The organism is Streptomyces sp. NPDC055955, from assembly GCF_042270245.1.
Lineage (GTDB): Bacteria > Actinomycetota > Actinomycetes > Streptomycetales > Streptomycetaceae > Streptomyces.
The window spans coordinates 543,580-567,381 of sequence record NZ_JBHJYS010000002.1; the positions used below are offsets into that span (position 1 = coordinate 543,580).

At 69.6% G+C, this 23,802-nt stretch carries 16 protein-coding genes; 4 read left to right on the forward strand and 12 right to left on the reverse strand.

Annotation, left to right across the window (positions count from 1 at the left end; genetic code table 11):
• Positions 1–30: 30 nt before the first annotated feature.
• The 3 genes from ACFC96_RS05710 to ACFC96_RS05720 are packed head-to-tail and all read right to left on the reverse strand — an operon-like array spanning position 31 to position 2,734.
• Positions 31–774: an ABC transporter ATP-binding protein gene (locus ACFC96_RS05710; protein WP_376254954.1), complete on the reverse strand. Its 744-nt coding sequence runs from the start codon at positions 772–774 to the stop codon at positions 31–33.
• Positions 750–1,622, reverse strand: coding sequence for an ABC transporter permease (locus ACFC96_RS05715; RefSeq protein WP_340457708.1), 873 nt, complete (start codon positions 1,620–1,622; stop codon positions 750–752). The genes ACFC96_RS05710 and ACFC96_RS05715 overlap by 25 nt, the downstream gene beginning before the upstream one ends.
• Positions 1,619–2,734 carry an ABC transporter substrate-binding protein gene (locus tag ACFC96_RS05720; RefSeq protein ID WP_376610411.1) on the reverse strand — a complete coding sequence of 372 codons (1,116 nt, stop codon included), beginning with the start codon at positions 2,732–2,734 and terminating at the stop codon, positions 1,619–1,621. Before ACFC96_RS05720 ends, ACFC96_RS05715 begins: the two co-directional genes overlap by 4 nt.
• A gap of 345 nt (positions 2,735–3,079) precedes the next feature.
• On the opposite strand from ACFC96_RS05720, the gene ACFC96_RS05725 reads away from it, so the two are divergent.
• From ACFC96_RS05725 to ACFC96_RS05735, 3 genes are all read left to right on the forward strand, one after another.
• Positions 3,080–3,655 carry a helix-turn-helix domain-containing protein gene (locus tag ACFC96_RS05725; RefSeq protein ID WP_376254959.1) on the forward strand — a complete coding sequence of 192 codons (576 nt, stop codon included), beginning with the start codon at positions 3,080–3,082 and terminating at the stop codon, positions 3,653–3,655.
• A gap of 107 nt (positions 3,656–3,762) precedes the next feature.
• The gene (locus tag ACFC96_RS05730) at positions 3,763–4,920 is read left to right on the forward strand and encodes an aminotransferase class V-fold PLP-dependent enzyme (protein WP_376610413.1); all 1,158 of its coding nucleotides are present in this window, start codon (positions 3,763–3,765) and stop codon (positions 4,918–4,920) included.
• A 163-nt stretch (positions 4,921–5,083) separates the two neighbouring features.
• Positions 5,084–6,532, forward strand: coding sequence for an amino acid permease (locus ACFC96_RS05735; RefSeq protein WP_376610414.1), 1,449 nt, complete (start codon positions 5,084–5,086; stop codon positions 6,530–6,532).
• A 16-nt stretch (positions 6,533–6,548) separates the two neighbouring features.
• On the opposite strand, the gene ACFC96_RS05740 is transcribed toward ACFC96_RS05735, so the two are convergent.
• The 8 genes from ACFC96_RS05740 to ACFC96_RS05775 all read right to left on the reverse strand — a co-directional run bounded on the left by ACFC96_RS05740 (position 6,549) and on the right by ACFC96_RS05775 (position 21,060).
• Positions 6,549–8,774, reverse strand: coding sequence for a hypothetical protein (locus ACFC96_RS05740; RefSeq protein ID WP_376610416.1), 2,226 nt, complete (start codon positions 8,772–8,774; stop codon positions 6,549–6,551).
• Entirely contained in the window at positions 8,771–11,239 is a 2,469-nt protein-coding gene (locus ACFC96_RS05745; RefSeq protein WP_376610418.1) for a glycoside hydrolase family 28 protein, read from the reverse strand. Before ACFC96_RS05745 ends, ACFC96_RS05740 begins: the two co-directional genes overlap by 4 nt.
• A 16-nt stretch (positions 11,240–11,255) precedes the next feature.
• On the reverse strand, positions 11,256–14,345 hold the full coding sequence (locus ACFC96_RS05750; protein WP_376610420.1) for an alpha-L-rhamnosidase N-terminal domain-containing protein: 3,090 nt from the start codon (positions 14,343–14,345) through the stop codon (positions 11,256–11,258).
• Positions 14,346–14,662: 317 nt separating this feature from the next.
• Positions 14,663–15,268 (reverse strand): muconolactone Delta-isomerase family protein, encoded by a 606-nt coding sequence (locus ACFC96_RS05755; protein WP_376225263.1) that lies wholly within the window; start codon positions 15,266–15,268, stop codon positions 14,663–14,665.
• A 451-nt stretch (positions 15,269–15,719) separates the two neighbouring features.
• Positions 15,720–16,664: a TauD/TfdA family dioxygenase gene (locus ACFC96_RS05760; protein ID WP_340457161.1), complete on the reverse strand. Its 945-nt coding sequence runs from the start codon at positions 16,662–16,664 to the stop codon at positions 15,720–15,722.
• A gap of 378 nt (positions 16,665–17,042) precedes the next feature.
• Positions 17,043–17,513 carry a hypothetical protein gene (locus ACFC96_RS05765; protein ID WP_376610421.1) on the reverse strand — a complete coding sequence of 157 codons (471 nt, stop codon included), beginning with the start codon at positions 17,511–17,513 and terminating at the stop codon, positions 17,043–17,045.
• Positions 17,514–17,939: 426 nt separating this feature from the next.
• Complete coding sequence (locus tag ACFC96_RS05770; RefSeq protein ID WP_376610422.1) at positions 17,940–19,103, reverse strand: acyl-CoA dehydrogenase family protein; 1,164 nt, start codon at positions 19,101–19,103, stop codon at positions 17,940–17,942.
• Positions 19,104–19,383: 280 nt separating this feature from the next.
• Positions 19,384–21,060, reverse strand: coding sequence for a succinic semialdehyde dehydrogenase (locus ACFC96_RS05775; protein ID WP_376610423.1), 1,677 nt, complete (start codon positions 21,058–21,060; stop codon positions 19,384–19,386).
• 266 nt (positions 21,061–21,326) lie between these two features.
• Here ACFC96_RS05775 and ACFC96_RS05780 point away from each other — a divergent pair, with 266 nt between their 5' ends.
• Complete coding sequence (locus ACFC96_RS05780; RefSeq protein ID WP_376610425.1) at positions 21,327–22,535, forward strand: oxygenase MpaB family protein; 1,209 nt, start codon at positions 21,327–21,329, stop codon at positions 22,533–22,535.
• 91 nt (positions 22,536–22,626) lie between these two features.
• Here the strand turns inward: ACFC96_RS05780 and ACFC96_RS05785 are convergent, their stop codons facing one another.
• Positions 22,627–23,790, reverse strand: coding sequence for a TetR/AcrR family transcriptional regulator (locus ACFC96_RS05785; RefSeq protein WP_340457153.1), 1,164 nt, complete (start codon positions 23,788–23,790; stop codon positions 22,627–22,629).
• Positions 23,791–23,802: the final 12 nt, after the last annotated feature.

Consider the following 23,802-nt stretch of genomic DNA (forward strand, 5'->3'; position numbering starts at 1 on the left):
CGTGCCGGGCTCCCCCCACGGTCGGGGCGGTCAGCCGGCTGCTTCCACGCCGAGGCGGGCGAGCAGGCGGTCCCTCAGTGCGGCGTACCGGGCGCTGCCGTGGTTGCGCGGCGCGGGGAGGTCGACCGGGATGTCGACCGCGATCCGTCCCTCGTCGAGTACGGCCACCCGGTCGGCCAGGGCGATGGCCTCGTCGACGTCGTGGGTGACCAGCAGCACAGCGGGCCGGTGCCGCTCGCACAGCTGCCGCAGCAAGGCGTGCATCCGGATACGGGTGAGGGCGTCGAGCGCTCCGAACGGTTCGTCCGCGAGCAGGAGTTGAGGCTCGCGGACGAGGGAGCGGGCGAGCGAGACCCGCTGCTGTTCGCCGCCGGACAACTCGACGGGCCAGGCCCGCTCGCGGCCTTCGAGGCCGACTTCGGCGAGGGCGGTGCGGCCCCGCTGTTCGGCGTCCGGTCCGGGCAGGCCGAGAATCACGTTCTCGAGCAGCCGCTTCCACGGCAGCAGCCGCGCGTCCTGGAAGACCACCGACACGTCATCGGGGGCGGCCAGTTCACCGCTTCCCGCCACGTCGTGGTCGAGGCCGGCCAGCGCCCTCAGCAGTGTGCTCTTGCCGGAGCCGCTGCGTCCGAGCAGGGCGACGAACTCGCCCGGGGCGATGCTCAGTTCGAGGCTGTCGAGCACGCGGCGCCCGCCGAGCGTGCGTACCAGATCCTTGATGCGGACCGTCGTGCGGTCCTCGGTCGCGGTCAGCCCGCCAGCGTCCGCCGCCATGACAGGGTCCTCCTCTCCACGAGCCGTACCAGGGCGTCGGAGACGATCCCGAGGAGTCCGTACACGACGAGGCCGACGATGATCACGTCCGTCTGTCCGTAGGTCCGCGCGAGCTCCATCATGTAGCCGATGCCGCTGGTGGCGTTGACCTGCTCGACGACGACCAGCGCCAGCCAGGCGGCGGTCACCGCGAACCGCAGTCCGAGCAGGAACCCGGGCAGCGCACCCGGCAGGACGACATGCCGGACGAACTGGATCCTGCTCAGCCGCACCGTCTCGGCGAGTTCGGAGTAGCGGTTGTCGATGGTGCGCAGCCCGTTGTGGGTGTGGATGTAGATCGGCACGAAGACGCCGAGCGCGATCGTGATGACCTTCATCGTCTCGCCGATGCCGAACCAGAGGACGAGCAGAGGGATCAGTGCCAGCGAGGGGATCGCCCGCTTGATCTGCACCGGCCCGTCGACGATCCCCTCGCCGAGGCGGCTCAGTCCGGAGACGAGCGCGAGCAGCAGACCCGCGGCCGTTCCGAAGAGCAGGCCGAGCAGGGCCCGCCCGGCGGAGGTCGAGAAGTTGGACTGCAGCCTGCCGTCGGCGATGAGGTCGCTCGCGGTGCCGGCGATGGTCCAGGGTGCGGGGAGGCTGCGGGCGTCGATGAGTCCGGCGCCGGAGCCGGCCGCCCACACCGCGAGGAGCAGCAGCGGACCGAGCGCCCAGCCGTAGGGGACGGGGCGGCCCGGCCCCAGCCTCTTGCGTGCCCGTGATCGAAGGCGAGGGGACGCGACCGCGGCGTCGTCCGTCGCCGCCACGGTCGCGGTCGCCGCCCTCCGGTCGAAAGCCGTGGTGCTCATGACGTCTTCCTTTCACCGGCAACGGCGTCGGCGGCCACGCGCTCGTATCGGCGGTCGAAGAGGATCCCCGCATCGAAGGCCTTGTGCTTCTGCTCCTTCGCCAACAGGTCCACGGTCTGCTGCTGGCGCTCGATGGCGCCGGTCCAGTCCGCGGGAAAGTCCGGGTGTCCGGACCTTTCGACGAGGTATTCGCCGTCCTCGCGACTCAGCCCCTGGTCCTTGACGTAATAGCCTTCGATCCACTGCTTCGGATGGTCGTCGATCCAGATCTCGGCTCGTGCCCAGAATTTGATGAGTTCCCTGACGGCAGCGGACTTCTGCGCGTTGCTCACGGAATCGGTGAGCGCCCACAAGTGCCCCGGGTCGTCGCGGAGACCGTGCTTGATGGTCGTGCCGCCGTCCCTGCCGTATTTCGTCAGATAGCGCTTGATGTTGACATCGGCGATAGGCGCGGCATCGACCTGACGGTTTCCCAGAGCGGTGGGGTAGACGTCACCGGTACTGGCCATTTCGACGAGGTCGACGTCCTGCTGGGTGAGTCCGGCCTTCTTCAGGATCCGCAGCACGAGAGCCCCCTGCGCCTGCCCGGGGCTGTAGGCGATCTTCTTCCCGCGCAGGTCGGCGAGGGTCTTGATGTGAGCGCCCGGAGCGATCCCCAGTTCGTAGATCGGGTACGCGGTCGGATCCTTGCGGAACTTCGCCGCCACGAGTTTGGTGTCCAGGCCCGTCCAGTGGGCGTTGATCGACGGAATCTCCGCCGCCGAGCAGATGTCGAGCGCGTCGGCCCGGAACGCTTCGGAGCACTGCGGGCCGCCGCTGATATTGGCCCACTTCACCTTGAAGGGCAGCTTGTGGATCTGCCCCGACAGTTCCAGGGCAACTTTGAGATCGGGTGCGCCGACGGTCAAAGAGGTTCCGGCGGAGACCTTGGCCGGGATCTTCTTCGCCGCGACATTCTCGCTGGCCGCCGTGGATTGCGTGTTGCTCACGCATGCGGTCAGCAGAAGGGACAGGGCGACAGCGGTCATCGCGCCGAAGCGCAGGGATGCGGGCATGGTGGTACGTGGGGACATTCGTGCCTTCACAGGATGATGAGGGGCACGCCTCAGCACAGGGCGAAAGGGAGGGGAGGCGTGAAAGGGGATCGAGCGGAGCAGTGCGGCGGGGCGCCGAGCGGCCCGGATCAGCGCAGAGAGGAGGTCAGCTACACACCGCGGTGGCGACGCGCATCAGGTCGATGGCCCGTCGCTTCCGGAACCGCCTGCAGATCCTCATGCCACCGAAGCTATCCGCGGCACAGACTGCCTTCAAGACAGCGGGGTTGACTGTCACCGCGCTGCAATGCCTCCTTCATGGCCCTGCCATGTGCGCATTGGAGCCTTCCCGTTCCTGTCCCCGTCCGACAGGAGGAATCGGACCGGACGTCGCCGCCGGTCTGCGGGTGCCGGACGCGGCCGATGCCCTCCACGCAGTACGCGCTGAGCTACCCTCACCGCGTGATCGGCAACCGGATACGCGAGCTGCGCCAGTCCCGCAAGATGACCGTACGGGACCTGGCCTCGCACGCCGGGGTGTCGACCGGTCTGGTCAGTCAGGTCGAGCGCGGCCTGACCGACCCCAGCCTGGAGACGCTGCGCAGGCTCTCCGCCGCCCTCGGACTCCCCCTTTTCGACCTGTTCCGGCAGGACGATCCGGATGACGTCGCTGTGGTGCGGCGCGACCGCCGGATCGTGGTGCGTTCGCCGCAGGGCGGGGTCGAGTACACACGTGTCTCGGCCGGCTCAGCACGCCTCGAAGTGCTTGAGGGCGCGCTCGAACCGGGCGGGGCGTCTTCGGAGGCGTGCTACAGCCACCCCTCCGAGGAGTGCGTGGTGGTGCTCAGCGGCAGCCTGGTCGTCGAGGCGGGCGAGAGCCGCCACGAGCTGGGGCCCGGGGACAGTTGCACCTTCGACTCCCGTGTCCCGCACCGCTACGTCAACGAGGGCGGCGAGCCCGCACGGTTCCTGGTGAGCGTGACACCGCCGAGTCGGTGACCCTCCCCGGTCGACGGCCGGCCTCCGACCCATTGACGGGCACATGACTCGGCTGCTTCGATCACTCGCACTGAACCATTTCACTGTGATTGAAATGCGAGCCGCCCGTGCCCATCGCGCCCCTCGACGCCGCCGAGCGTTTCCGTGCCCGGTTCCCCTCCCTCAAGGACACGGTCCATCTGGCCAGTTGCAGCCAGGGCGCGGCATCCGAGCACATGCTGACGGCGCTGCAGGAGTTCCAGTGGTCCATGCGCAGCCAGGGTGCGCCCTGGGGCGCGTGGATGGCCCAAGTGGATGCCGCGCGCGCCGCGTTCGCCGCCCGCATCGGCGCGCAGCCCGACGAGATCGCGGTGGTCGGCTGCGCCTCCGAGGGCGCGTACCAGGTGGCGTCCACACTGGACTGGTCGCGCCGCCCCCGCCTGGTCACCACGGACATGGAGTTCCCGTCCATCGCCCACGTCTGGCTGGCACAGGAGCGGCGCGGCGCCCGGGTCCACCATGTCCCGGAGCGGGAAGGGACCGTCCCCGCCGAGGACTACACCGCCGCGATCGACGACTCGACCAACCTGGTCTCCGTGCCGCTGGTCTCCTACCGCAACGGCGCCCGGCTGCCGGTGGCCGAGACGGTTCGGGCGGCACGAGCGGTCGGCGCCCGGGTGTTCGTCGACGCGTACCAGGGACTGGGTGTACTCCCGGTGGACGTAGGGGAGTTGGACTGCGACTACCTGGTGTGCGGCGCGCTGAAATATCTGCTCGGCGTCCCTGGCATCGCGTTCCTCTACGTGCGCGGTGGCCTGCGCGACGACGTGGACCCTCAACTCACCGGCTGGTTCGGTCGGGTCGACCCCTTCGGCTTCGACCCGCGCTCCCTCGACTTCCCGGACACCGCGCGCCGCTTCGAGACCGGCACCCCGTCGGTCCCCTCCGCGTACGCGGCCGCGGCCGGTCTTCGCACCCTCGCCGACATCGACCCGAAGGACGTCGAGGCGCATGTCGGCGCGCTCACCACGTACGCCCACGCCCGTCTGGCCGAGACCGGCGAGACGCTCGCCTCGCCCGTCGAGCCGCACCTGCGAGGCCCGCAGGTGGCGATCGCCGACTCCGCCCCGGACGCCCTCGCGGCCGCGCTCGCCGAGCGCCGCATCGTCACCAGCCCACGCGGCACCCTGCTCCGGGTCTCCTTCCACTACTACAACAACACGTCCGACGTCGACGCGCTGATCGACGCGCTCGGCGAGATACGCGCCCAGCAGCACGCCCACTAGCACGTCCAGGAACACCGCACCCCACGGAGCGAGTGACATGCCCGACGATGCCGGAAGCAGCCCAACGGCCGCCGCCTCCCCCACCACCGGCCTGCACCAAGACCCTGGCACAGAGGGCCAAGAGCATGGCCTGAGACGAGCACTGACCGGGCGTCAGCTCAGCATGATGGGGCTGGGCGGCGCCATCGGAACGGGCCTGTTCCTCGGCTCGGGCCTCGCCATCTCCGCCGCCGGGCCCGCCGCCGTGATCGCGTACGTGCTCTGCGCGCTGATCGCCCTGGTGATCGGCTGGGCGCTGGCCGAGATGACCGCCGTACACCCGGCGACCGGCTCGTTCGGCACCATCGGCAGCCACTATCTCGGCCCTCTGGTCGGCTTCGTGATCCGCTGGACGTACTGGACGATCCAGGTGATCGCGATCGGCGGCGAGGTCATCGCCGGCGGCATCTACGTCCGGTTCTGGTGGCCCGAACTGCCGCTGTGGGCACCGGTGGTGGCGTTCTCGCTGCTACTTTTGGCCGCGAACGCGCTGACCGTCGGAGTGTTCGGCCACCTGGAGTACTGGTTCTCCACCATCAAGATCACGGCGATCGGCGTCTTCGTCCTCCTCGGTTGCGCCTACGTCTTCCTCGGCCTGCCCGGCCACACGGCGGTCGGCACCTCGAACCTCTCGGGACCCGGCGGTCTCCTCCCCCACGGCATGAGCGGCCTCGGCACCGCGTTCGTCTTCGTGATCTTCAGCTACATCGGGACCGAGATCATCGCGGTGACCGCCGCAGAGTCCGAGAACCCGGTGCGGGACATCCCGCGCGCCGCCCGGCGCATGGTCGCGCGACTCGCGCTCTTCTACGTGCTGGCCATGGCGGTGGTGGTCACCGTGGTGCCGTGGTCGCGCACGGCGGCGGGAGGGGACGTCACGGCGAGCCCCTTCGTCCAGCTCTTCGACGTCGCCGGGATCCCGGCCGCCGCGGGCATCATGAACTTCGTGGTCCTGACCGCGGCGCTGTCCAGCGCCAACGCCAACACCTACCTCGCCACCCGCATGATCCACTCCCTGGCGGTGGACCGGCACGCGCCACGGATGTTCGCACGGGTCGGCCGCGGCGGAGTCCCCCACCGAGCCCTCGCCGTCTCCGGGCTCGGCCTGGGCGCCGCCACGATCCTCTCGGTCCACTCCGAGGACACCGCGTACGTCCTGCTCTTCGGCATCTCGGTGTTCGGGGCGCTGGTCGTGTGGATCCTCATCCTCGCCACACACCTGATGTTCCGCCGCCACCGCGCCCGCCACGGCCTCCCCTCCTCCCCGGCCCGGCTGCGCGGCGCTCCGTTCACCACCGTCGCGGCGGCGCTCGCGCTGACCGCGATCCTGGTCTCCACCGCGTTCATCGAGGGCCTGGAGGACTCCTGGAAGGCCGGCCTGCCGTTCTTCGCGCTGCTCATCGTCGTGTACCGCTTCGGCGCTCGGCGCTACGAGACGGCGGAGCCGTTGCCGGACAGCACACTGCCGCCGGAAGCGTCCGATGCCCGCCTTCCCGGCACCCGCCTTCCGGGCGCTCACGGCGAAGCGGTGCTCCCGGAAGGGCCGTCCGGTGTGGAGGCCGGGCCGAGCTGACGCCACGTCCGATCGATCACAGAGCGGGCGTCAGACCCTCCCAGTGGACCGTCCAACCCTCGTCCGGGAACCCCGGAGCCAGGCCCCGCTCGCCGGGACGACCCGGCTCGCCCGCGGGGCCGCCGGGAGAGTCGCGCCAGCCGGCGCACATCATCGCGACGGCGTAGAGCAGGCCTCCCGCGGCCGGAAAATACGGGGACGGCACCCCGCTCTTCCCGCTGGCGGGCAGGCCGGTGCCGGTGAACCCGAACCGCTCATGAAGCAGGTGGTCCACGGCCGCGGCCGGGTCGCCGAGGCGGGCGGCGTTCATCGCCAGGAGCGGGAAGTCCCAGCTGTACAGGTCGGTCACCGGCCAGGTCTCGCGGACCTTTTGAGTCGTCGCCCGCATGGTTTCCACGTCGACGCCGTCACCAGGCAGCATCCCGAACGGCGCGACGGGATCGGGATGGTTGGTGTTGTACGCGGTCCACATGTCTGGCACGCCCTCGTACAGCACGTACACGCCGTCCTCGACGGGCAGCGGCGCCAGGCCGTCGAGGACCTCGTCCCAGTACGGCTCACGCGCCATGCCGAGGCGCTCTCGCCACTCCTGGGCGATGCGCAGACCGAAGCGCCAGTAGGACAGTTCGAAGGCCGGGTTCAGGGTCCGGGCGGGCGGGTTGCGTTCGTTGCAGCACATGATCGGCGGGCCGATGACGTAGCGGCCGCTTTCCTCGCGGTGGGCGAACGAGGCGATGAACTCCGCGCTCTCGTGGACGACTTCGCGCCACTTGAGCAGGGTTCCGCGTCCCGGGTGGGCCTGACGGTCGAGTTCCGCGAGGAAGAGGGGGTGGGGCTGCTGCCAGATCAGCAGACAGGTCGGGGTGCCGGGTGACTCGCGGCCGATCGCGTCGCCGTATGTCGTCGTCATCTTCGGCCATCGGGCACCGCGGAAGCCCTGGGAGGTGGCGAGGCGTCGCGCCGTGGGCAGGAACCGTTCGTAGATGTCGGTGCTGCGGTCCAGGAGCGGCCACCGGTTCCAGAGCGCGTACTGGAAGGCGTGCCACCAGTACATCTCCATGTGGAACTTGCCGTACCAGCCGTTGTTGACCAGTCCTGACTCCTGGGCGGGGTCGTTGCCCGCGTCGTTCACGGCCAGGTGGTACTGGCTCAGGACGATGCGGCGCTCCAGCTCGCGCCAGCGCGGGTCCGCGCTCGCCGAGAGGTCGACCGCCCCGCCGGTCCGCCAGAACCGCGGCCACCAGGTCCCGCTCTGGCGCACCACCTCGCCGGCCCTCGGCACGGCACCTCGCACCTCGGGCGCGAAGAGGGCGGCCAATTCCAACTGGTCCCCGCTGCCCATGACTTCGTAGCGATGCAGCCCCGGATCACTGCGGCTGACGCGGGCGCCCGGCGACAGCGCCAGGCCGACCTCGTAGCGGGTGGCGTCCATGGTGTGGGTGACAACCGGTGTGCGGCCGCGGTGGCGCAGGACGGTGGCGTGCAGCTCGGGGCGGTCCCAGAGGCCGACGTACGGCGCCTCGAACTTGTTGCGCCCGGCCGCGGTGGCGTATGGGAAGTCCAGGAAGACCGACAGGCGCCCGAGCCGGACGAGTGCGGACTCGATGCGTACGCCCAGGACGTCCTGGCCGGGGTGGCAGGCGGTCTCGACGGTTACCTGGTGTCCTTCGAAGCGGAACGCGCTGCGCAGAACGCCCGTCCACGGATCGAGTTCCTGCACGGTGTCCGTGAGGTCGGCCTCGGCCGCCTCGGTCCCGTCCGCATTGAGCAGCCGCATGCCGATGCGGCCGAGGTTCGCCCGGTGGGGGTTCTCACGCAGCCAGTTGTGGAGTTCGGGCTCGTTGTCGTCGTCCGTCCAGTAGGCGACGTCTCGGCCGTACGTGTCCCAGACGGTGCCTCTGTAGTCCGCGATTTCCTTGCCGGGTGGCAGAGCGTCCGCGTGCCAGCCCCAGTCGGAGAGGGTGTTGAACGGTACGAAGGTTTGCAGCCCGGTCACGTCGGCGCCGAAGGCGAACCGGCCGTTGCCGACCTGGACGGGCAGATCGAGGTCGCTGCTGTGCCGGACGACGCGATGCCGGGACACCAGGGCGTGCCGGTCGATGCGGGTGCCGTTGCCGTCCGTGCCGGGTTCGGCGGCGACCGCCGACTCCGCCTGCAGGACGCGGGACATCAGCGTCGCGGAGGTCAGGGCGGCGACTCCGCCGACGAAGGCTCTGCGGGAGACGTGCGGCTGGTCGGTCATGAACCGTCCCTTCCTCGCTGGGTGGACACGGCCACCTGGTACACGGTCGTGTTGATGTCGATGCCGTTGTCCGCCCAGAAGTTCAAGGCCACGTAGTGCCGGTCGCGGTACCAGCTCTGGTCGTCGTCCAGGGTGATGGGGTCGCTGAGGAAGGTGCCGTCCGGCCGGACGCGTACCGGGACGGGTGTGTCGTCGCGGTCGACAAGGATGCGCAGCGTGCCGGTGTACGGGAAGTCGGGTGCCGTGGAAAGGTCCACCGCGCCGGCGATCCGGAACGTGCGCTCGGGTAGCGGGGTGACAGTGTCGGGGCGGTTGGTGTCCGCCGCGGTCAGGCCGGTCGCGTCACCGGTGTCCGGGACCGCCCGTGTCGCGTCGCGGAGGCGTAGCGGTGTGGTGTCGTAGCGAGTGGTGGCGCCGGTCTGCGGGTTGATGTAGGTGACGTTGTCGACGACGAGGCCCTTGATGTTCTTGTTCTCCGCGAAGCCCGCCGCGAGGGTGCTGGTCGAGTGATAGACGGAGTCGCGGTAGCGGACGTTCTCCACCGGTGAGCGGGACGCGGCGCTGCGGAAGGAGAAGCTGGTCGTGGCGGGCGGCATGTCGGGGCCTGTGTCGACACGATCCACATAGATGTTGCGGACCTGAGGGTCGAAGACGTCCGCGTTCGGGAACGGCACGGTTTCGTTGTAGTCGCTGTCGAGTTCGACCAGGGACCGGACGGCGTACTGCAGCAGGCTGTCGCGCAGATAGATGTTCTCTACGGCGCCGCCGCGGGTGGAGTTCGTCTTGATCTTCAGGGCCATGGCAAGGCCGTGACCACCGAAGACGTTGTCGTGGATGAAGACGTCGCGGATTCCGCCCGACATCTCGCTTCCCATGGAGATGGCTGCGGAGTTCCCGGCCTCGTTGCGAAAGTCCGAGTCTCGGATGATGAAGCGTTCGCTCGGCGCCCGGTGCTCGCGCCCGTTCACGTTACGGCCGGCCTTGACGGCGGCGCCGTCGTCACTGACGGTGACCTGGTTGTGCTCCATGACCACGTCATGGCTCGACTCGGGGTCGATGCCGTCGTCGTTGTTCCAGCCCTTGACCTCGAAGTCCTTCGTCTTGTCGCTGTAGATGTCGAGGCCGCGGACCAGAACGTTGGACGAGCTGAGGGGATGGACGATCCAGAACGGCGTGTTACGTATCCGTACGTCCTCGATCAGAACGTCGGTCGAGTCGTTGGGCTGGATGAAGGAGGGGCGGAACGTCGACTTCATGGCCTTGGCTCCGGCCGGCGGGGCAACGTGGCGCACCTTGCCGTCCTCGACGACGGGAATCGTGTCCGGCGCGTGGCCGTCGTCGCTGAAGAGGCGCTGCTCGACCGGTGTGTCCTCGAAGTTCATGCGGTTGAGGACGCCGTTCTGCCCGTACGAGCCGTTCGGATCCTTGTCCTCGACCGAGGGCTCGCCCCAGTAACCCTTCTTCCAGGGACGCCAGTTCCACATGTCCTCCTGGCCGTCGAGCGTCCCTCCGCCGCTCACCGCGATGTCGTGCTGGTGCAGGGCGTAGACGAGGGGCGAGTAACTGTAGAGGTCGGTTCCTTCGTAGCTGGTGCGCACGACCGGGTAGAACTCGTTGCTCTTGTCCCGCATGAACTTCACGACGGCGCCGGTCTCGACGCGCAGATTCACGCCGCTGAGCAGGTTGATGGCGCCGGAGTAGTAGGCCCCGTTCTCGTTCAGGGATCCGTGCGGCGGGACGACGACGGAGCCGCCACCCGCGTCGTGGCAGTCCTTGATCGCCGCGTTGACGGCGTCGCCGTAGAACCACACCCGCTGCGAGTCGTACACCAGGGGTGAGGTCTTGACGGCGGGGTCACCGGCCTCGTTCCCGACGGCGTACCGCTCCGTGACCCGGCGGACCTGGGACCGGTAGGCGGGGTCGGTGATGTCGCAGCGGCGGTCGGGGAAGACCGGGACGTGGGCGTTGACGGTGGAGTCGATCCGGTCGTAGAGCGGCTGGTTCCAGTAGTCACCGTCGCGCCCCGCGGCGCCCGGGTCGTGCACGGCCAGCGCGTAACTCCCCTCTGAGCGGCCGTCCTCGGCGCGGACGGTGAGCCGGTCGCCCTCCACGACCGGGCCGTCGCGCCGGACGGCACCGGACACGTCGACGATCTCTCGGCTCTGACGGGAGCGGTCGGATGCGGTCAGGCGGTCGAGCGTCTGCCGCACCGTCGCCCCGGGGCGCACGGTGACAGTGGACGTGCCGACGTTCTGGATCACGCGCGTGGAACCGGGTTTCGCCACGACGACCGTGCCCGTGGACGCGACGGCACGGTCGTGATGGCCTGAACTCGTCTGCGCGGCAGCGGGGTTGCCGGCCGGCGCCAGGCCGATCAGCGCCACAACGGTGCACAGGCCCACGACGGCCCGGGCCAGTGCGCGCGCACCGTGTCTCTGTTCCTGCTGTCTCCTGTGCTGCTTCATGGCGGGGCCTCCGCGTTCAGTCGGTGGACCGGGCGTGGAACGACACATGTCCGGACCCGACGCGATAGACGGCCCGGCCGTCCTCGACGCCGAGGTAGCGGACGCCCTGGCCCGTGACTCGGTAGATGCCGCCACGAACCACCGGCAGGGCGACGGTCGCCGTCACATTGACCGGGACAGTGACGTCGGTGTCCACGCCGTACCGGCCCCTGCGCCAGTCCACGCCGACAGTGCCGCGCTCGGTCCACTGCGTGCCGGAGGCGTGGTCGAGCCCCTTGTCCGCCGGGGCGATACGGACCGTGGCGGCACCCGGCGAGGTGACGGTCAGGCCGAGGACGCTCTCGATGACGCCGGTGATTCCGGCTCCACCCCAGCCGTGGGAGAGGCTTTCGCTGCTGCTCTGGGAGACCTGGGCGCCGGTGCAGTCGGAGGTCGCGCACCCGGGGGTCCACTGCTCCCACATGAAGGTGCCGCCCTCGGCGAGCACCTGGGCCGGGCCGTCGTGGCGCGGGTCGGTGAGGAGATCCACCACGGTGTCCGGGCGGTCGGTGATGCGCAGGGCATCAAGCAGCGTGCGCAGGGTCATCGGCCCCTGCTGCATGCCAAGTGCGGAGATGCGCTCGCCAAGTGCCGCATATTCGGCGGTTGTTGCGGCCCCGTAGGCGACGGGGAAGGTCTGCGCGTGCTGGCCGGCGTGGTCGATGCGGGTACCGGCGGCGGTCAAGCCGTCGGACCAGGCTCCGCTCCCGGGGTCACGCAGCTGCGCACGCATCGCGGCGGTCAGGTGATCCGCCCGACCGTCGTACAAGGTGCGGGCGTCCGCGTCGCCGAGGGCGTCGGCGGCCTCGGCCGTCGAGCGCAGCGCGCCCACGCCGAGGGCGTTGACGACGGTGCGGTTGACATTCCCGTCGGTGACGTAGCCGTAGCGCATCGGGGCGGGCCAGTCGATGATTCCGTACTGATACGCGCCGCTGCCGCCAGGCAGGTCGGCCACCAGACCGCGGCTGTCGACGGCGGACGAGATGTAATCGGAAATGTTCTTCATCACCGGCAGGGCCTGCGTCAGCAAATCCCGGTCGCCGGTGATCCGGTAGTAGCGCAGCACCCACTCGGGGAACATCTCGGTGTAGTCGGGGATGTCCCGCTTACCGTCGCCGTTGGGGTAGACGGCGTTCATGGCGCCGTTCTTCCAGTACCGCGCCTGGGAGTTCATGAAGGAGACGATCGCCTGCCGGGTCAGGCTCCGTTCCCCGGAGGCCGCCATGGTCGCGTACGACTCGTCGATGGCGTCGCCGAGGAACTGGCCCTTCTCCCGGGTCGGGGTGTCGAGGAAGACGTTCTGCGCCGACTGCAGCGCCGAATGCTGCAGGAGCGCGAAGACTTCGTCGAGGGTGTCGTCACTGCTCGCGAAGGTGGCCGGGTGGTCGGCGTCGGTGTGCTGCACCACCGCCGTGACGTCGTCGGTGGTCAGCTTCTCGCCGGGGTCACTGATCTGCAGGTAGCGCCAGCCCCAGTACGTGAACGGCTGCGCGACCTGGGCACCGTCCCGCTGAGTATGGAAGAAGCGCATGTTGCTGCCCTGGGTGTCGAGGGCCGACGTGCCGGCGCGGGAGTTTTCCACCCAGCTTCCGGCGCCGTGGTCCTTGCCGAGGGCCTGGTCGAGGGTGGCGGTCTTCTCGTTCACCGCCGTCACGGTGCGGGTCTCCGGGGCACCTGCCCCGTATCCGGTCGCGGGGGCGTCGACGGTGACACGGTCGCCGACGTGCACGTTGCCCGTACTGGCGAGGGTCACCGTGGTGTCCCCGGCATGTACGGCCGCCGCCAGCGTGGAGTTGTTACGCCGGTAGCTGGTGGTGAAAGTCAACTGCCGCCCTGCGACTCCATGCTGAAAACGCACCGAGGGTACGGCGGAGTTGACCTCGCCGAAGTCGGCGAAGACGGTGCCGTCCGGGAGGCGGAGCAGGGACTTCGGGTGGACCACCGTGCGGGTGAGATGGGCGCTCGTCGCGGACAGGTGGGTGAAGGCACAAGGTGATGAACCGGACGCATACGAGGAGCAGTCGGCCGGGTTCGGTCGCGGGTGTGGACCCACCACCGTGGCACCGGACCAACTGCCGTCGTCGTAACCGGTCTTGTCCCAGCCCGTCAGCTCCGCCCGGGCGTCGTAGTACTCGACGCGGTCGCCCGCGTCCTTGTTCCGGAACGTCACGGTGTCGATGGCCTGCGGGTCGTAGCGGCGCACCTTCCATGAGCCGTCGGAGACCATGACGTCCCGGGTGCCGTCCGCGTGGTCGACCACGACCTTGACGAGCAGGCCGTCAGGGCCCTCCGGGCCGGCGGGACCGTTGGCGCGCCCCTGGCACTTGCAGTTCCAGTAGTGCGTGACGACGCCGACCGGTAGCTGCTGCCCCGCCTCGACGCCCTTGAGCTCCGCGACATCGTAGAAGCCCTCACCCGCGTACTCGTACGACGAGCCGCGCTGCACCGTGCGCCCGTTCGCCTGGACCTGCCAGTCCCCCACGGCGGCGGTGTAGACGCGGGCGCCGGTCACCGGACTGCCCCCGGACACCCTCATGACCTTGCGGGCGGCGGTCCACTGGTTGTCCGCGTCGTTGCCGGTTGCGGGCCTGCGGATCCACTGCGCGCCCGACCAGTCCGCGTCGCCCAGGCCGGTGACGAACGTCGCGGAGTGCGCGTACGGCGACACCGCACCCTGCCTGTCCCAAGTCCGCACCGTCCAGCGGTATTTCGTGCCGGGCGCGAGGTCGGGACCGGCGTAGGGAACCCAGGACTGCCGTGCGCCGGTCACCTTGCCGCTGCCCCAGACCGTGCGCCCCGCGCTGTCGCGCACGACCAGCTCGTACGCCGACTGCACCTCGTTGCTGTCGACGTCACGCGGCAGCCAGCCGAACGAGGGTGTCCCCTCGACGGCCGACGGGTCGACCCGGTCACCGACCGTGAGTCCGGCCGGCGCTTGAGGGCTGTGGTCGGGCCCTGCGCGGTCCGCGACCGCGGGGGGAGCGAGGGCGAGCGTCAGCCCGAAGGCCATCGCGACAACACCGGGCCGAAGACTGGACCGGAACAGGAACGGCCACCGCAGGCTCATGCACATGCTCCCAGGAAGGGATTTGAATGATTCAACCGGACATGACTGCTTCCACTTCAGCGAAAGCAGGAGGCGCACTTTGAGCGACGCGACGTGCAGCAATTGTGTCAACTCACAAGCCACAGGCCTGGCTTGCCGAGTTGAAACGTATCAATTTTTTCTACCTCGGCACCCTACGAAGGCGCCGAGGACAGTGTCAATGGGTGTGCACAGGAGTGGCACAAGTCAGCACCCCGAAGCCCTGTGGGCGAACTGCCTGTCGCTGCTTTGCCTGTTTTCCGCGCCTTCCACGCGACGCCGTCCGGACGAGGCGGCCGTCAGCCCCTGACCGCCCCGGGGTCGCTGGGATGCTCAGCCAGCGGCGTCATCTCCATGGAGAGCCATGGTGCCTGGGGAAGTGAGTCCAGCACTGTCTGCATCTCGGCGGCGTCCCGGGCGCGCCACAGGCCGAGCGCACGGCGCTCGCCAGGCGTCTTCCACAGCCGCATCAGGTGTCCCTGTCCGGCCAGTTCCTTCGCGCGGACCGCTTCCGCCGCGGTGGCGTCCTTCAATGCCTGGGTGGTGGCGTCCTCGGACGCGGCCGGGGCGAAGGTCACCAAGAACTCCTCGGCGGCGCCCGATGCACCGGTGGCGGCCGGCCCCGGGTCGTTCGGATGCGGCGTCAGGGGTGTGACCTCGTCGCTCCGCCACACACGCAACGGCATCGAGGACAGGACATCCTCCAGGTGCGCGGCATCCCGCGCGTCGAACAGCCCGAGTGTGCGCCACTCCCCCGGACGCAGAGGCGGGCGCCACAGCCTCAGCAGCTGCCCCTGTTCGGCGAGCCTGCGGGAGTGCGCGGTCTCGCGGGTGCGGACCTCGTCGACTTCCGCCTGCGAGGTTCCCTCCGGGACATGGGTGGTCATGGTGACGAGGTATTCCATGGCCGACGCTCCTCTCAGGCGGGGCTGCGGTGCGGGTGGGACGACTCCTGTTACGGACAGCCTGGAGCGATCAGCGGCGTTCCAGGCATCGCGAAGACGAAACCGCCACCTGGACCCACCGTCTCGCGCGGGGCGGCCGACCGCATCCGTTGGGAGCCCTCGGCCTCCTGGACGCCCCCGGAAACCTTTGAGCTCGAGAGCTCAGCCAAAGAGCCCCCGTGCAGTGTCCGAAGGGGAAATTTGCGGGAGGCGCCGAGGCGACGTCGCCCGGCAACAACCCCGTAGCACCGCCGACCACCGGTCCTCAGGCCGAGCACTCGGCCACGCTGAGCAGGCCTGGCCCGCGCTGCTCATCTGCGGCGCGCACCAGCCGACAACAGGGGCCCGCGGTGCCGGAGACCGGCCATCGGTCATCCGGCACACGCCTCCGGGCTTCTTGCCGTGCGGCGGCTCAGCCGAACGGGCGGTCCCCGGCGATCGCCACGCGTTCGGCGACCCGGGGGTACGGCGCGTAGTCGTTGACGGCGTAGTGCTGGGTCGCGCGATTGTCCCAGAACGCGACATCGCCCGCCTGCCAACGGAACCGTACCTGGAACTCCGGGACGTGGGCCTGCTGGAAGAGCAGCCGGAGCAGGCGGTCGCTCTCCGGGCGCTCGAGGCCGATGATCCGGGTGGTGAAGGAGGTGTTGACGAACAGCATCCGGCGTCCGGTCTCCGGGTGGCGGCGCACCACGGGGTGCTGAACGGGCGGGAACTGCGCCTGGAACGGGGCCAGTTGCTCCGGTGCGTAGAAGCGGGCGAAGCCCGGAAGGAAGTCGTGGACGGCACTCGCGCCGTCGATCAGCTCGCGGACATCGGACGGCAGGTTGTCGTACGCGGCCGCCATGTCCGCCCACATCGTGTCGCCGCCCACCGGCGGCACTTCCCGCAGCTGCAACACGGCACCCATCGCCGGGCGTTCGCGGAAGGTGACGTCCGTGTGCCAGACGTTCTCGTAGGTGGGAACGGCACCGGCCGACTTGTCGAAGCGGACCACATCGTCGCCGTCACCGGGGGCGAGCAGCGGATTGGTCTCCAACTCACCCCAGTTACGGGCGAACTGGCGCTGCGCGTCGGACGTCAGATGCTGCCCGCGGAAGAAGAGCACCTTCCATTCGAGGAGCGCGCGGTTGAGTTCCTCCCGCACCGCGTCGGACACGGGCCGTGAGAGGTCGAGGCCGCGGATCTCCGCTCCGATGACGCGGCCTTGCGGAACGAGTTCGAACCGCTCGTACGGCCTCTCCCGTACACCGTCCGGAAGGCGGTTCAGGATGCGGGTGCCCTCGTACAGGCCGTCGGCGGGTATGCGGTGGTCGCGCAGGGCTGATGCGGGGGCGACGTCATGAGTGAGGGACATGGCGAACTCCTTCGGAACTCAAGAAGGGGCCGGTGGTGGACGGCGCGACGCGACGTTTCCGGGTACCGGTACGGGAAAGCTCAGGCCCGAGGACGGAGGCCTAAAGGGCGGATTCAGCGACAGGAAGACGCCGGGGGCGAACCCACCCGGCCGCGGCGGCGCAGAAAGCCGTATCCGCGGGGCGCGCACTCACCGCGGGGGCCGCTGTGCTGCGGCTCATCCTCACGGAAGTTCGAGTGCGTCTGCATGTCGGCCACCCTAACGCAGAGACCTGCGGGCCGACACCACGCGTCTGCTCACGAGGCCCCTCGCCGTGCTCGGGGCCGACTGCATCACCTGGGGTGGCAGCCGCCACGTCGTCGAGCACTCCGGCGCACGTCAGTCGTCCTGGCAGGCCTTGGCTTCGAATTCCGCTGTGGGGACGTTGACCGCGGACTCTTCACCGTCGTCCGAGACGGTGTCGTACCGGACCATGCCCGGAGTGAGCCGGTCGCTGTCGGCCCGCGTGAACGAGACGCTGCGCGATGACCACGAGTTGTCCTTGGTCCAGCCATAGAGGGCATACGTGGTTCCGGCGGTGAGCGGAGGGAGAGATGTGTCGGCGGTCCAGCCGGCGGAAGGCGGATCAAGGGTCCAGGTGGTGAGACCTGCGGTGAGGCGGTGGGTGGCCGTCCAGGAATCCACCCTCACCGTCTTGTCGGTATCGGCGCTGTCGACATAGAGGGTCGCGCCGTCGATGTGGTGCCCGCAGACCATCATGACACCGATCAGGCGGCCGTCGGCGGTGACGGAGATGCCGGCGACGGCGTCGACGGGGACCGTGCACCCCGAGGTTGCGGCCAGTGCCATGCCCACCGCGACGGCACCGACGGTTCGACGGAACACCCGCCGTGAGGTGATCGACCACATCCGGCTCCCCCTGCCCGGAGCGCGCGCGAGGGCCCCTGCTCCTGGAGGGTAAGGGGCGAGCGATGCCGGGCCCGGCGCCGCAACTCACCCGTTGCACGCTCGTTGTTGCCTCGTGGCTGCCCGGCCACGTCGGCACGGGACCGGCGATCGGCTCGCGGAAGGGTGTGCCGACCGCACCGCTCGGCGATGGCCGCGGTCGACCGCACGAGCGGATGGCCGACGCTCAGCGCGAACGTCGGCCCGGTCTGCCCTCCCCTCACACACGTCGCACGGCGAGCGCCCGCGCCCGCAGACGGCCTGCGTGGCGAGAAGTCCCGTGCTCAGGAACGGACTTGATGAAGTGCCTCCGCGGTAGTGGGCCAGGTACTACAGCCCCAGGTCCCGGGCGACGATCTCCTTCATGATCTCGGTGGTGCCGCCGTAGATGGTGCTGATGCGCGAGTCGAGGTAGTCGTGTGCGATGCGGTATTCGAGCATGTAGCCGTAGGCGCCGTGCAGTTGCACACAGCGCCCGACGATGTCGACGTAGTTCTCCGTGGCCCAGAACTTCGCCGACGCGGCGTCCACGGCGCTGAGTTCGCCGCGGGAGTGCCGGGCGAGCAGGTCGTCGATGTAGGTGCGGCCCACGCGGGCGGTGGTGACCATGTCGGCCAGTTGGAAACGGGTGTTCTGGAAGGAGCCGATGGTCCGGCCGAACGCCTTGCGCTCCTTGACGTACTCCACGGTCCGCTCCAGCACGCCTTCGATGGAGGCCATGGCGTTGGCGGCGATGGAGATCCGCTCCTGGGGCAGGTTGCGCATCAGGGCCTTGAAGCCGGAGCCCTCCTCTCCGAGCAGGTTGGCGGCGGGTACGCGGAGGTCCTGGAAGAACAGCTCGCTGGTGTCCTGGGCGTGCAGGCCGACCTTCTCCAGGTTGCGCCCCCGTGAGAAGCCGGGCCGGTCCGCCTCGATGACCAGCAGGCTGATCCCGCCGTGGCGGTCCGCGCCGGTGCGTACGGCGGTGACGACCAGGTCGGCGTTCTGGCCGTTGGAGATGAAGACCTTGCTGCCGTTGACCACGTAGTCGTCGCCGTCCCGGACGGCGGTGGTGGCGATGCCGGCCAGGTCGCTCCCGGTTCCCGGCTCGGTCATGGCGACCGCGACGATGAGGCTGCCGGCGGCGATTCCCGGCAGCCAGCGGGCTTTCTGCTCGTCGTCGGTCAGGTCGGTGAAGTAGGGCACGACGATGTCGCTGGAAAGGCCCACGCCGGCGAGGCCGTCCGACACGGGGTGGCGGGAGAACTCCTCGCCGATCACCGCGTTGAAGCGGAAGTCGGTGATCCCGCCGCCGCCGTACTCCTCGGGGATGTTGAAGCCGAGGATTCCGGCCCGGGCGGCTTCCTGGAAGAGTTCGCGGTCGACTTTGCCCTCGGCCCTCCAGCGGTCGGCGTGCGGCGCGGCGTGCTTGTCGACGAACGCCCGGACCGTCTCTCGCAGGAGTTCGTGGTCGTCGTCGTAGAGGGACCGTTCACCGAAGATCGCACTCGTCATCGCATACCTCCGTGGATACTCCGCCGTTCTGGGCGGTCAGGAATCGGGCTCCTGCAGGGCAGGGCAGCGGGCTGGGATGCGCCGCCAGGGCGGATCACCGTGCTCTGACCCGCGGGCTGGACTGATCTCGTGCATGCGGCATGAGATGAGCATGAGTGAGGCGGGAGCACCCAGAGGGGATGCCCGCCGTGCATGCGGCGGGAGATGAGAAAGGACGGAAGCAGAGGCACTCAGAGGGAATGTCCGCGTCGTTGGCGCACGGCAGCCGGCGCGGTGCCGTTCATCGCACACGCAGCCGACGCAGCAGGGCCAGCTGTCCGTTGGTACGGCGGACGAAACTCTCGACAGCGCTCTGGCCGGGCTTCGGCGGTCCGAGTGGCATGAGGCGCTGCGTGGCGATGGTCTGGTTCTCGGTGTACTTGCGGATTCCCTCGGCGCCGTGGCGCCTGCCGAGTCCGCTCTCGCCCACGCCGCCCATTCCGGCCTCGACGCTGCCGGCCGCCGCGGCGGCGCCGTCGTTGATGTTGACCGACCCGGCGCGGATCCGCGACGCCATCCGGCCGGCTTCGCGGGAGTCCCTCGACCAGATCGACGCGGACAGTCCGTAGGTTCCCTGGTTGGCCAGGCTCACTGCTTCGTTGTCCGCGTCGTAGGCGTAGAGGGAGAGCACCGGGCCGAACGTCTCCTCGTCGCATACGGCCATCTCGGGTGTGACGCCTTCGAGGACGGTCGGTTCGTAGAAGAGCGGGCCGATGTCGGGACGGGCCCTGCCACCGGCGAGTACGGTCGCCCCCTTGGCCACCGCGCCGTCGACGTGTGCCTCGACGGCCGCGAGCTGCGCCGCCGACGTCAGTGACCCGATGTCAGCCGAGTAGTCGTAGGACCGCCCGAGTGTGAGGGCCTGCGTCGCCCGGACCAGCTCGGCGCGGAAGGCGTCGTAGACCTTTTCGTGCACATAGACGCGTTCGATGTGGATGCACATCTGCCCGGTGTTGGCGAAGGCCGCCACCACGGTGCCGGCCGCCGCGGAGGGCACGTCGGCGTCCTCACGCACGATCAGCGGGTTCTTGCCGCCGAGTTCGAGAGAGGCTCCGACCAGTCGTTTCGCGGCACGCTCGGCGACGGTGCGTCCCGTGGCGGTCGACCCGGTGAAGCAGACGAAGTCGACGGCGTCGACCAGGGCGGTACCCACCACTGCCCCGGGACCGGCCACGATCTGCCACAGATCGGCCGGCAGCCCGGCCTCCGCCATCAGGGCTCGCGTCCACAGCATGGTCAGCGCGGTCTGGGGATCCGCCTTGGAGATCACTGCGTTGCCGGCCAGCAGGGCCGGCAGCACATCGCCGACACCGAGGTAGAGGGGGTAGTTCCACGGGGAGATGACGCCGACGACGCCCTTCGGCACCCGTACTTCCTTGACCTTCGTCAGGCCGGGCACCATCCCGCGCACGTGGTGGGGGGCCAGGTAGTGCCGGGCACGCCGGGCGTAGTGCCGGGCGATCGCCGCGACCTGGGCCACTTCCTGCCAGGCGTGATAGCGCGCCTTGCCCGTCTCCCACTGGATCAGGTCGATCACCTGGTCCTGCCGTTCCAACAGCAGGTCGTGGAAGGCGAGTACGACGTCGCCGCGGTGCCTCAGCGTCGTCCCCGCCCACTGCGGCTGGCCCGCTCGGGCGCGGGCCACGGCCGCCGCGACGTCCTTTGGGGCGCACGTGGGAACGGCGGCGATCGGCGCCAGGTCGTACGGCGCGAGCGCGGTCACGGGCTCGGCACGGTCGGGCCCGGGACGTGTCGCGTCGCGGCGCACCCACGTGCACCATTGCATAATCAACTCGTCCGTCACCCACGGGGGTCGAGCAGTCTTCGCCACGAGGCTGTCGGGCGCAGACCGGTCGGGCGTCGAGCCGTCAGGCGCTGGACTGTCGGGCGCGGGGATGTGGTCCTGTTCCGTGGCCATGCGGGCTCCTCGGTCGTACGGGACTGGTTCGATCCGGAACGCCTGGGCCCTTCGTCCGGCTCGCCCGGTGTGGATCGGGCGGGCCGGGGGCCTGAGCCGGCGGCGGCTTCTCGGTCACGTCGATGCCCTTGTCGACGGCAGCGCGCCTCGCTATGTTAATCAGAAATCACATCCTGGAACAAGCTTTGAATCGTGTCGGCAACGCCAACTCCGCGCTGAACAAGGCGAGATGTGCCGCACGCCCTACCAGGAAAGCGAGCAAGTCAATGCCAAATCTCAGCCGCAGAAGAGTCCTGTCCCTCGGTGCCGCGTTGGGCCTCGTGGGCGCGACGAGCAGCACACCCGCGTGGGCGTGGTCGCCGACGGGCTCGGTCGCCGGCACCGGCTCGGGCACCGACCCGGAATACGTGTGGGACGACGAGGTGGACCAGTTGGTGGCCTCGCTCTTCGAGAACGGCCAGGTCCCGGCGGTCAACACTGCGATGGCGTCGTGGGTGAACAACGACGACCCGCTGCCCAGTGGCCTGCCGGCCGACCTCACCGCGTATCTGCAGAGGGTCAACAAGCTGCCCTCCTGGGCGGATCCCGGCAAGCTGGCCCGCGCCGCGGACTTCAACCGGCGCAAGGACACCTACCTCTTCATGCTCTACGGGCTCGGCAGCGGGATCATGAGCACCGTCATCCCGCGTGAGGCCAGGAGCGTGTACTGGTCCGCGGGCGGCGCCAACATGAAGGACCGTGCGGCCAAGACGTTCACGTTCGGCTACGACCTGGCCCAGCTCAAGGGTTTCGAGCCGACGGGCCAGTTCGTGGTCACCGCCAACAAGACACGTGTGGTGCACGCCGCGGTGCGCCATCTGCTGCCGCAGTCGCCCCATTGGACGGCGGTCACGGACGAGAAGACGCCGATCAGCAACGCCGACATCCTGGTCACCTTCCACAGCCTGGGCACCTTCGTGCGCAGGAAGCTGCTGGAGTGGAAGGTCCCGTTCTCGGCCGAGGACCAGGACGCCTTCCTGCACAGTTGGCAGGTCGCTCTGCATCTGCTGGGCGTGCGGGACGAGTACATCCCCAAGTCGTGGGCCGACGCGGAAGCCCAGTCGGGTCAGGTGCTCACACCGATCCTCTCCCCGACGACCGAGGGCATCGAACTGGCCGAGGATCTGCTCGGGTTGACCGCGCAGGTCGACCTGGGGGTCACGCGCGGATTCCTCAACGAGTTCGTCCGTTACGTCCTCAGTAACGAGATCGGCGACTGGCTCGGGCTGAAGCGCGACTACGCCTCGGCGGCGCTGATCCGCACCGCGTGGCCGGCCTTCATCCTGTTCCGCGAGGGGCTGTCGCCCGTCGCGCCCGGCGCCTTCTACGTGTTCGACCAGTTCGTGCGCGCCTTGGCCATGGCGTTCCTGAACAACGGCGCCTCAGGGACGAGCACCCCCATCGTGATCCCGACGGGGAACAGGCCGACCTCCTGAGCCCTCCTGCACCGATCGCGCACAGGCCCGTTCCGTGGCGCACCGCCGCGGAACGGGCATCCGCCACGGGACGGGCATCCGCACGGTCCGTTCACAGGCCCAGAGCGCCCACGACCAACCCCGTCACGGTGGCCCGGTGTGCAGGACTGTCCTGCCATCGCAAGCTCCGCCCGGCCTCGACCACCACTCCGAATCCGGCGTGCACCAGCACGCGGGCCTGACGCGGGTCCAGCTCGGGACGGGCAAGCCGCAACTGCTGCTCCCAGACGGCGATGTGCTCACGCTGCGCGAGGACCAGGGGGCGCTGCAGATCGGCCGGCAGGCCGGCGACCTCGGCCTCGGCGACGCTCGTGAGTGCGGTGTGCTCGAAGCTGTAGGCCACGTACGTCGCCGCCAGCGCCACGACGGCGTCGTGCGGATCGGCCACCTTCTGCAGACTCCGGTCCACCGCCTGGGCCAGCAGGCCCGCCGCCTGCAGGCATGCCGCCGCCAGGATGTCGACCTTGCCGGGGTAGTGACGGTAGAGCGCGGACGGCGCCAGCCCCACCGCCTGTGCGATCTGGCCGTTGGTGACGTTGGCGAACCCGTCCCGGGCGAACAGCGGGACGGCGGCGGCGAGGATCTCCGCGCGCCGCGAGCGTGGCACCGGCAGGGTCGGCAGCTCGACGGGGTGGGTGCTCCTCATGGCCGGAAGGGGGTCGCCGGCGATCACGCGCAAGGTGCACGCCAGCAGCAGTTCCTCGGCCCGACGCTGAGCGATGGAGGTGCGATGCATCGTGATGGACCCGATCGCACCGAGAGCCGCGGCGACCCGCAGCTGCTCGTCGGACCGCGGTTCCTCGCGCCGCACCGCCTCGGTGACCCGCCCGACGACGTGCCCGAACTTGGCCCTGAGGAGCCGGCGATCCTCGCGGTCGAGGTACCTGGCCTCCCATCGGTACACGCCGCCCGACGCGCGATGCGCGAGGGTGACCCGGATGAGGGCGGTGAGCACGTCTGCCGGGGCCGCCTCGGGCGGCGTCTCGTCGAGCGCGCCGACGAGCCGGTCGACCATGGCGTGCGCGCATTCGGCGAACAGTGCGTACTTGTTGGGGAAGTGCCGGTACAGGGCCGTGGCGGTGATGCCCACGCCGGCGGCGATCTCCTCCATGGACGCGGCGTGGTAGCCGCGCTCGCTGAAGAGCCGGCCGGCGGCCTCGACGATGAGCTGCCTGCGGTTGCGGGGGCGGGTGGCCGCGCTCGGTTCGGCGGTCATGAACGCACACAC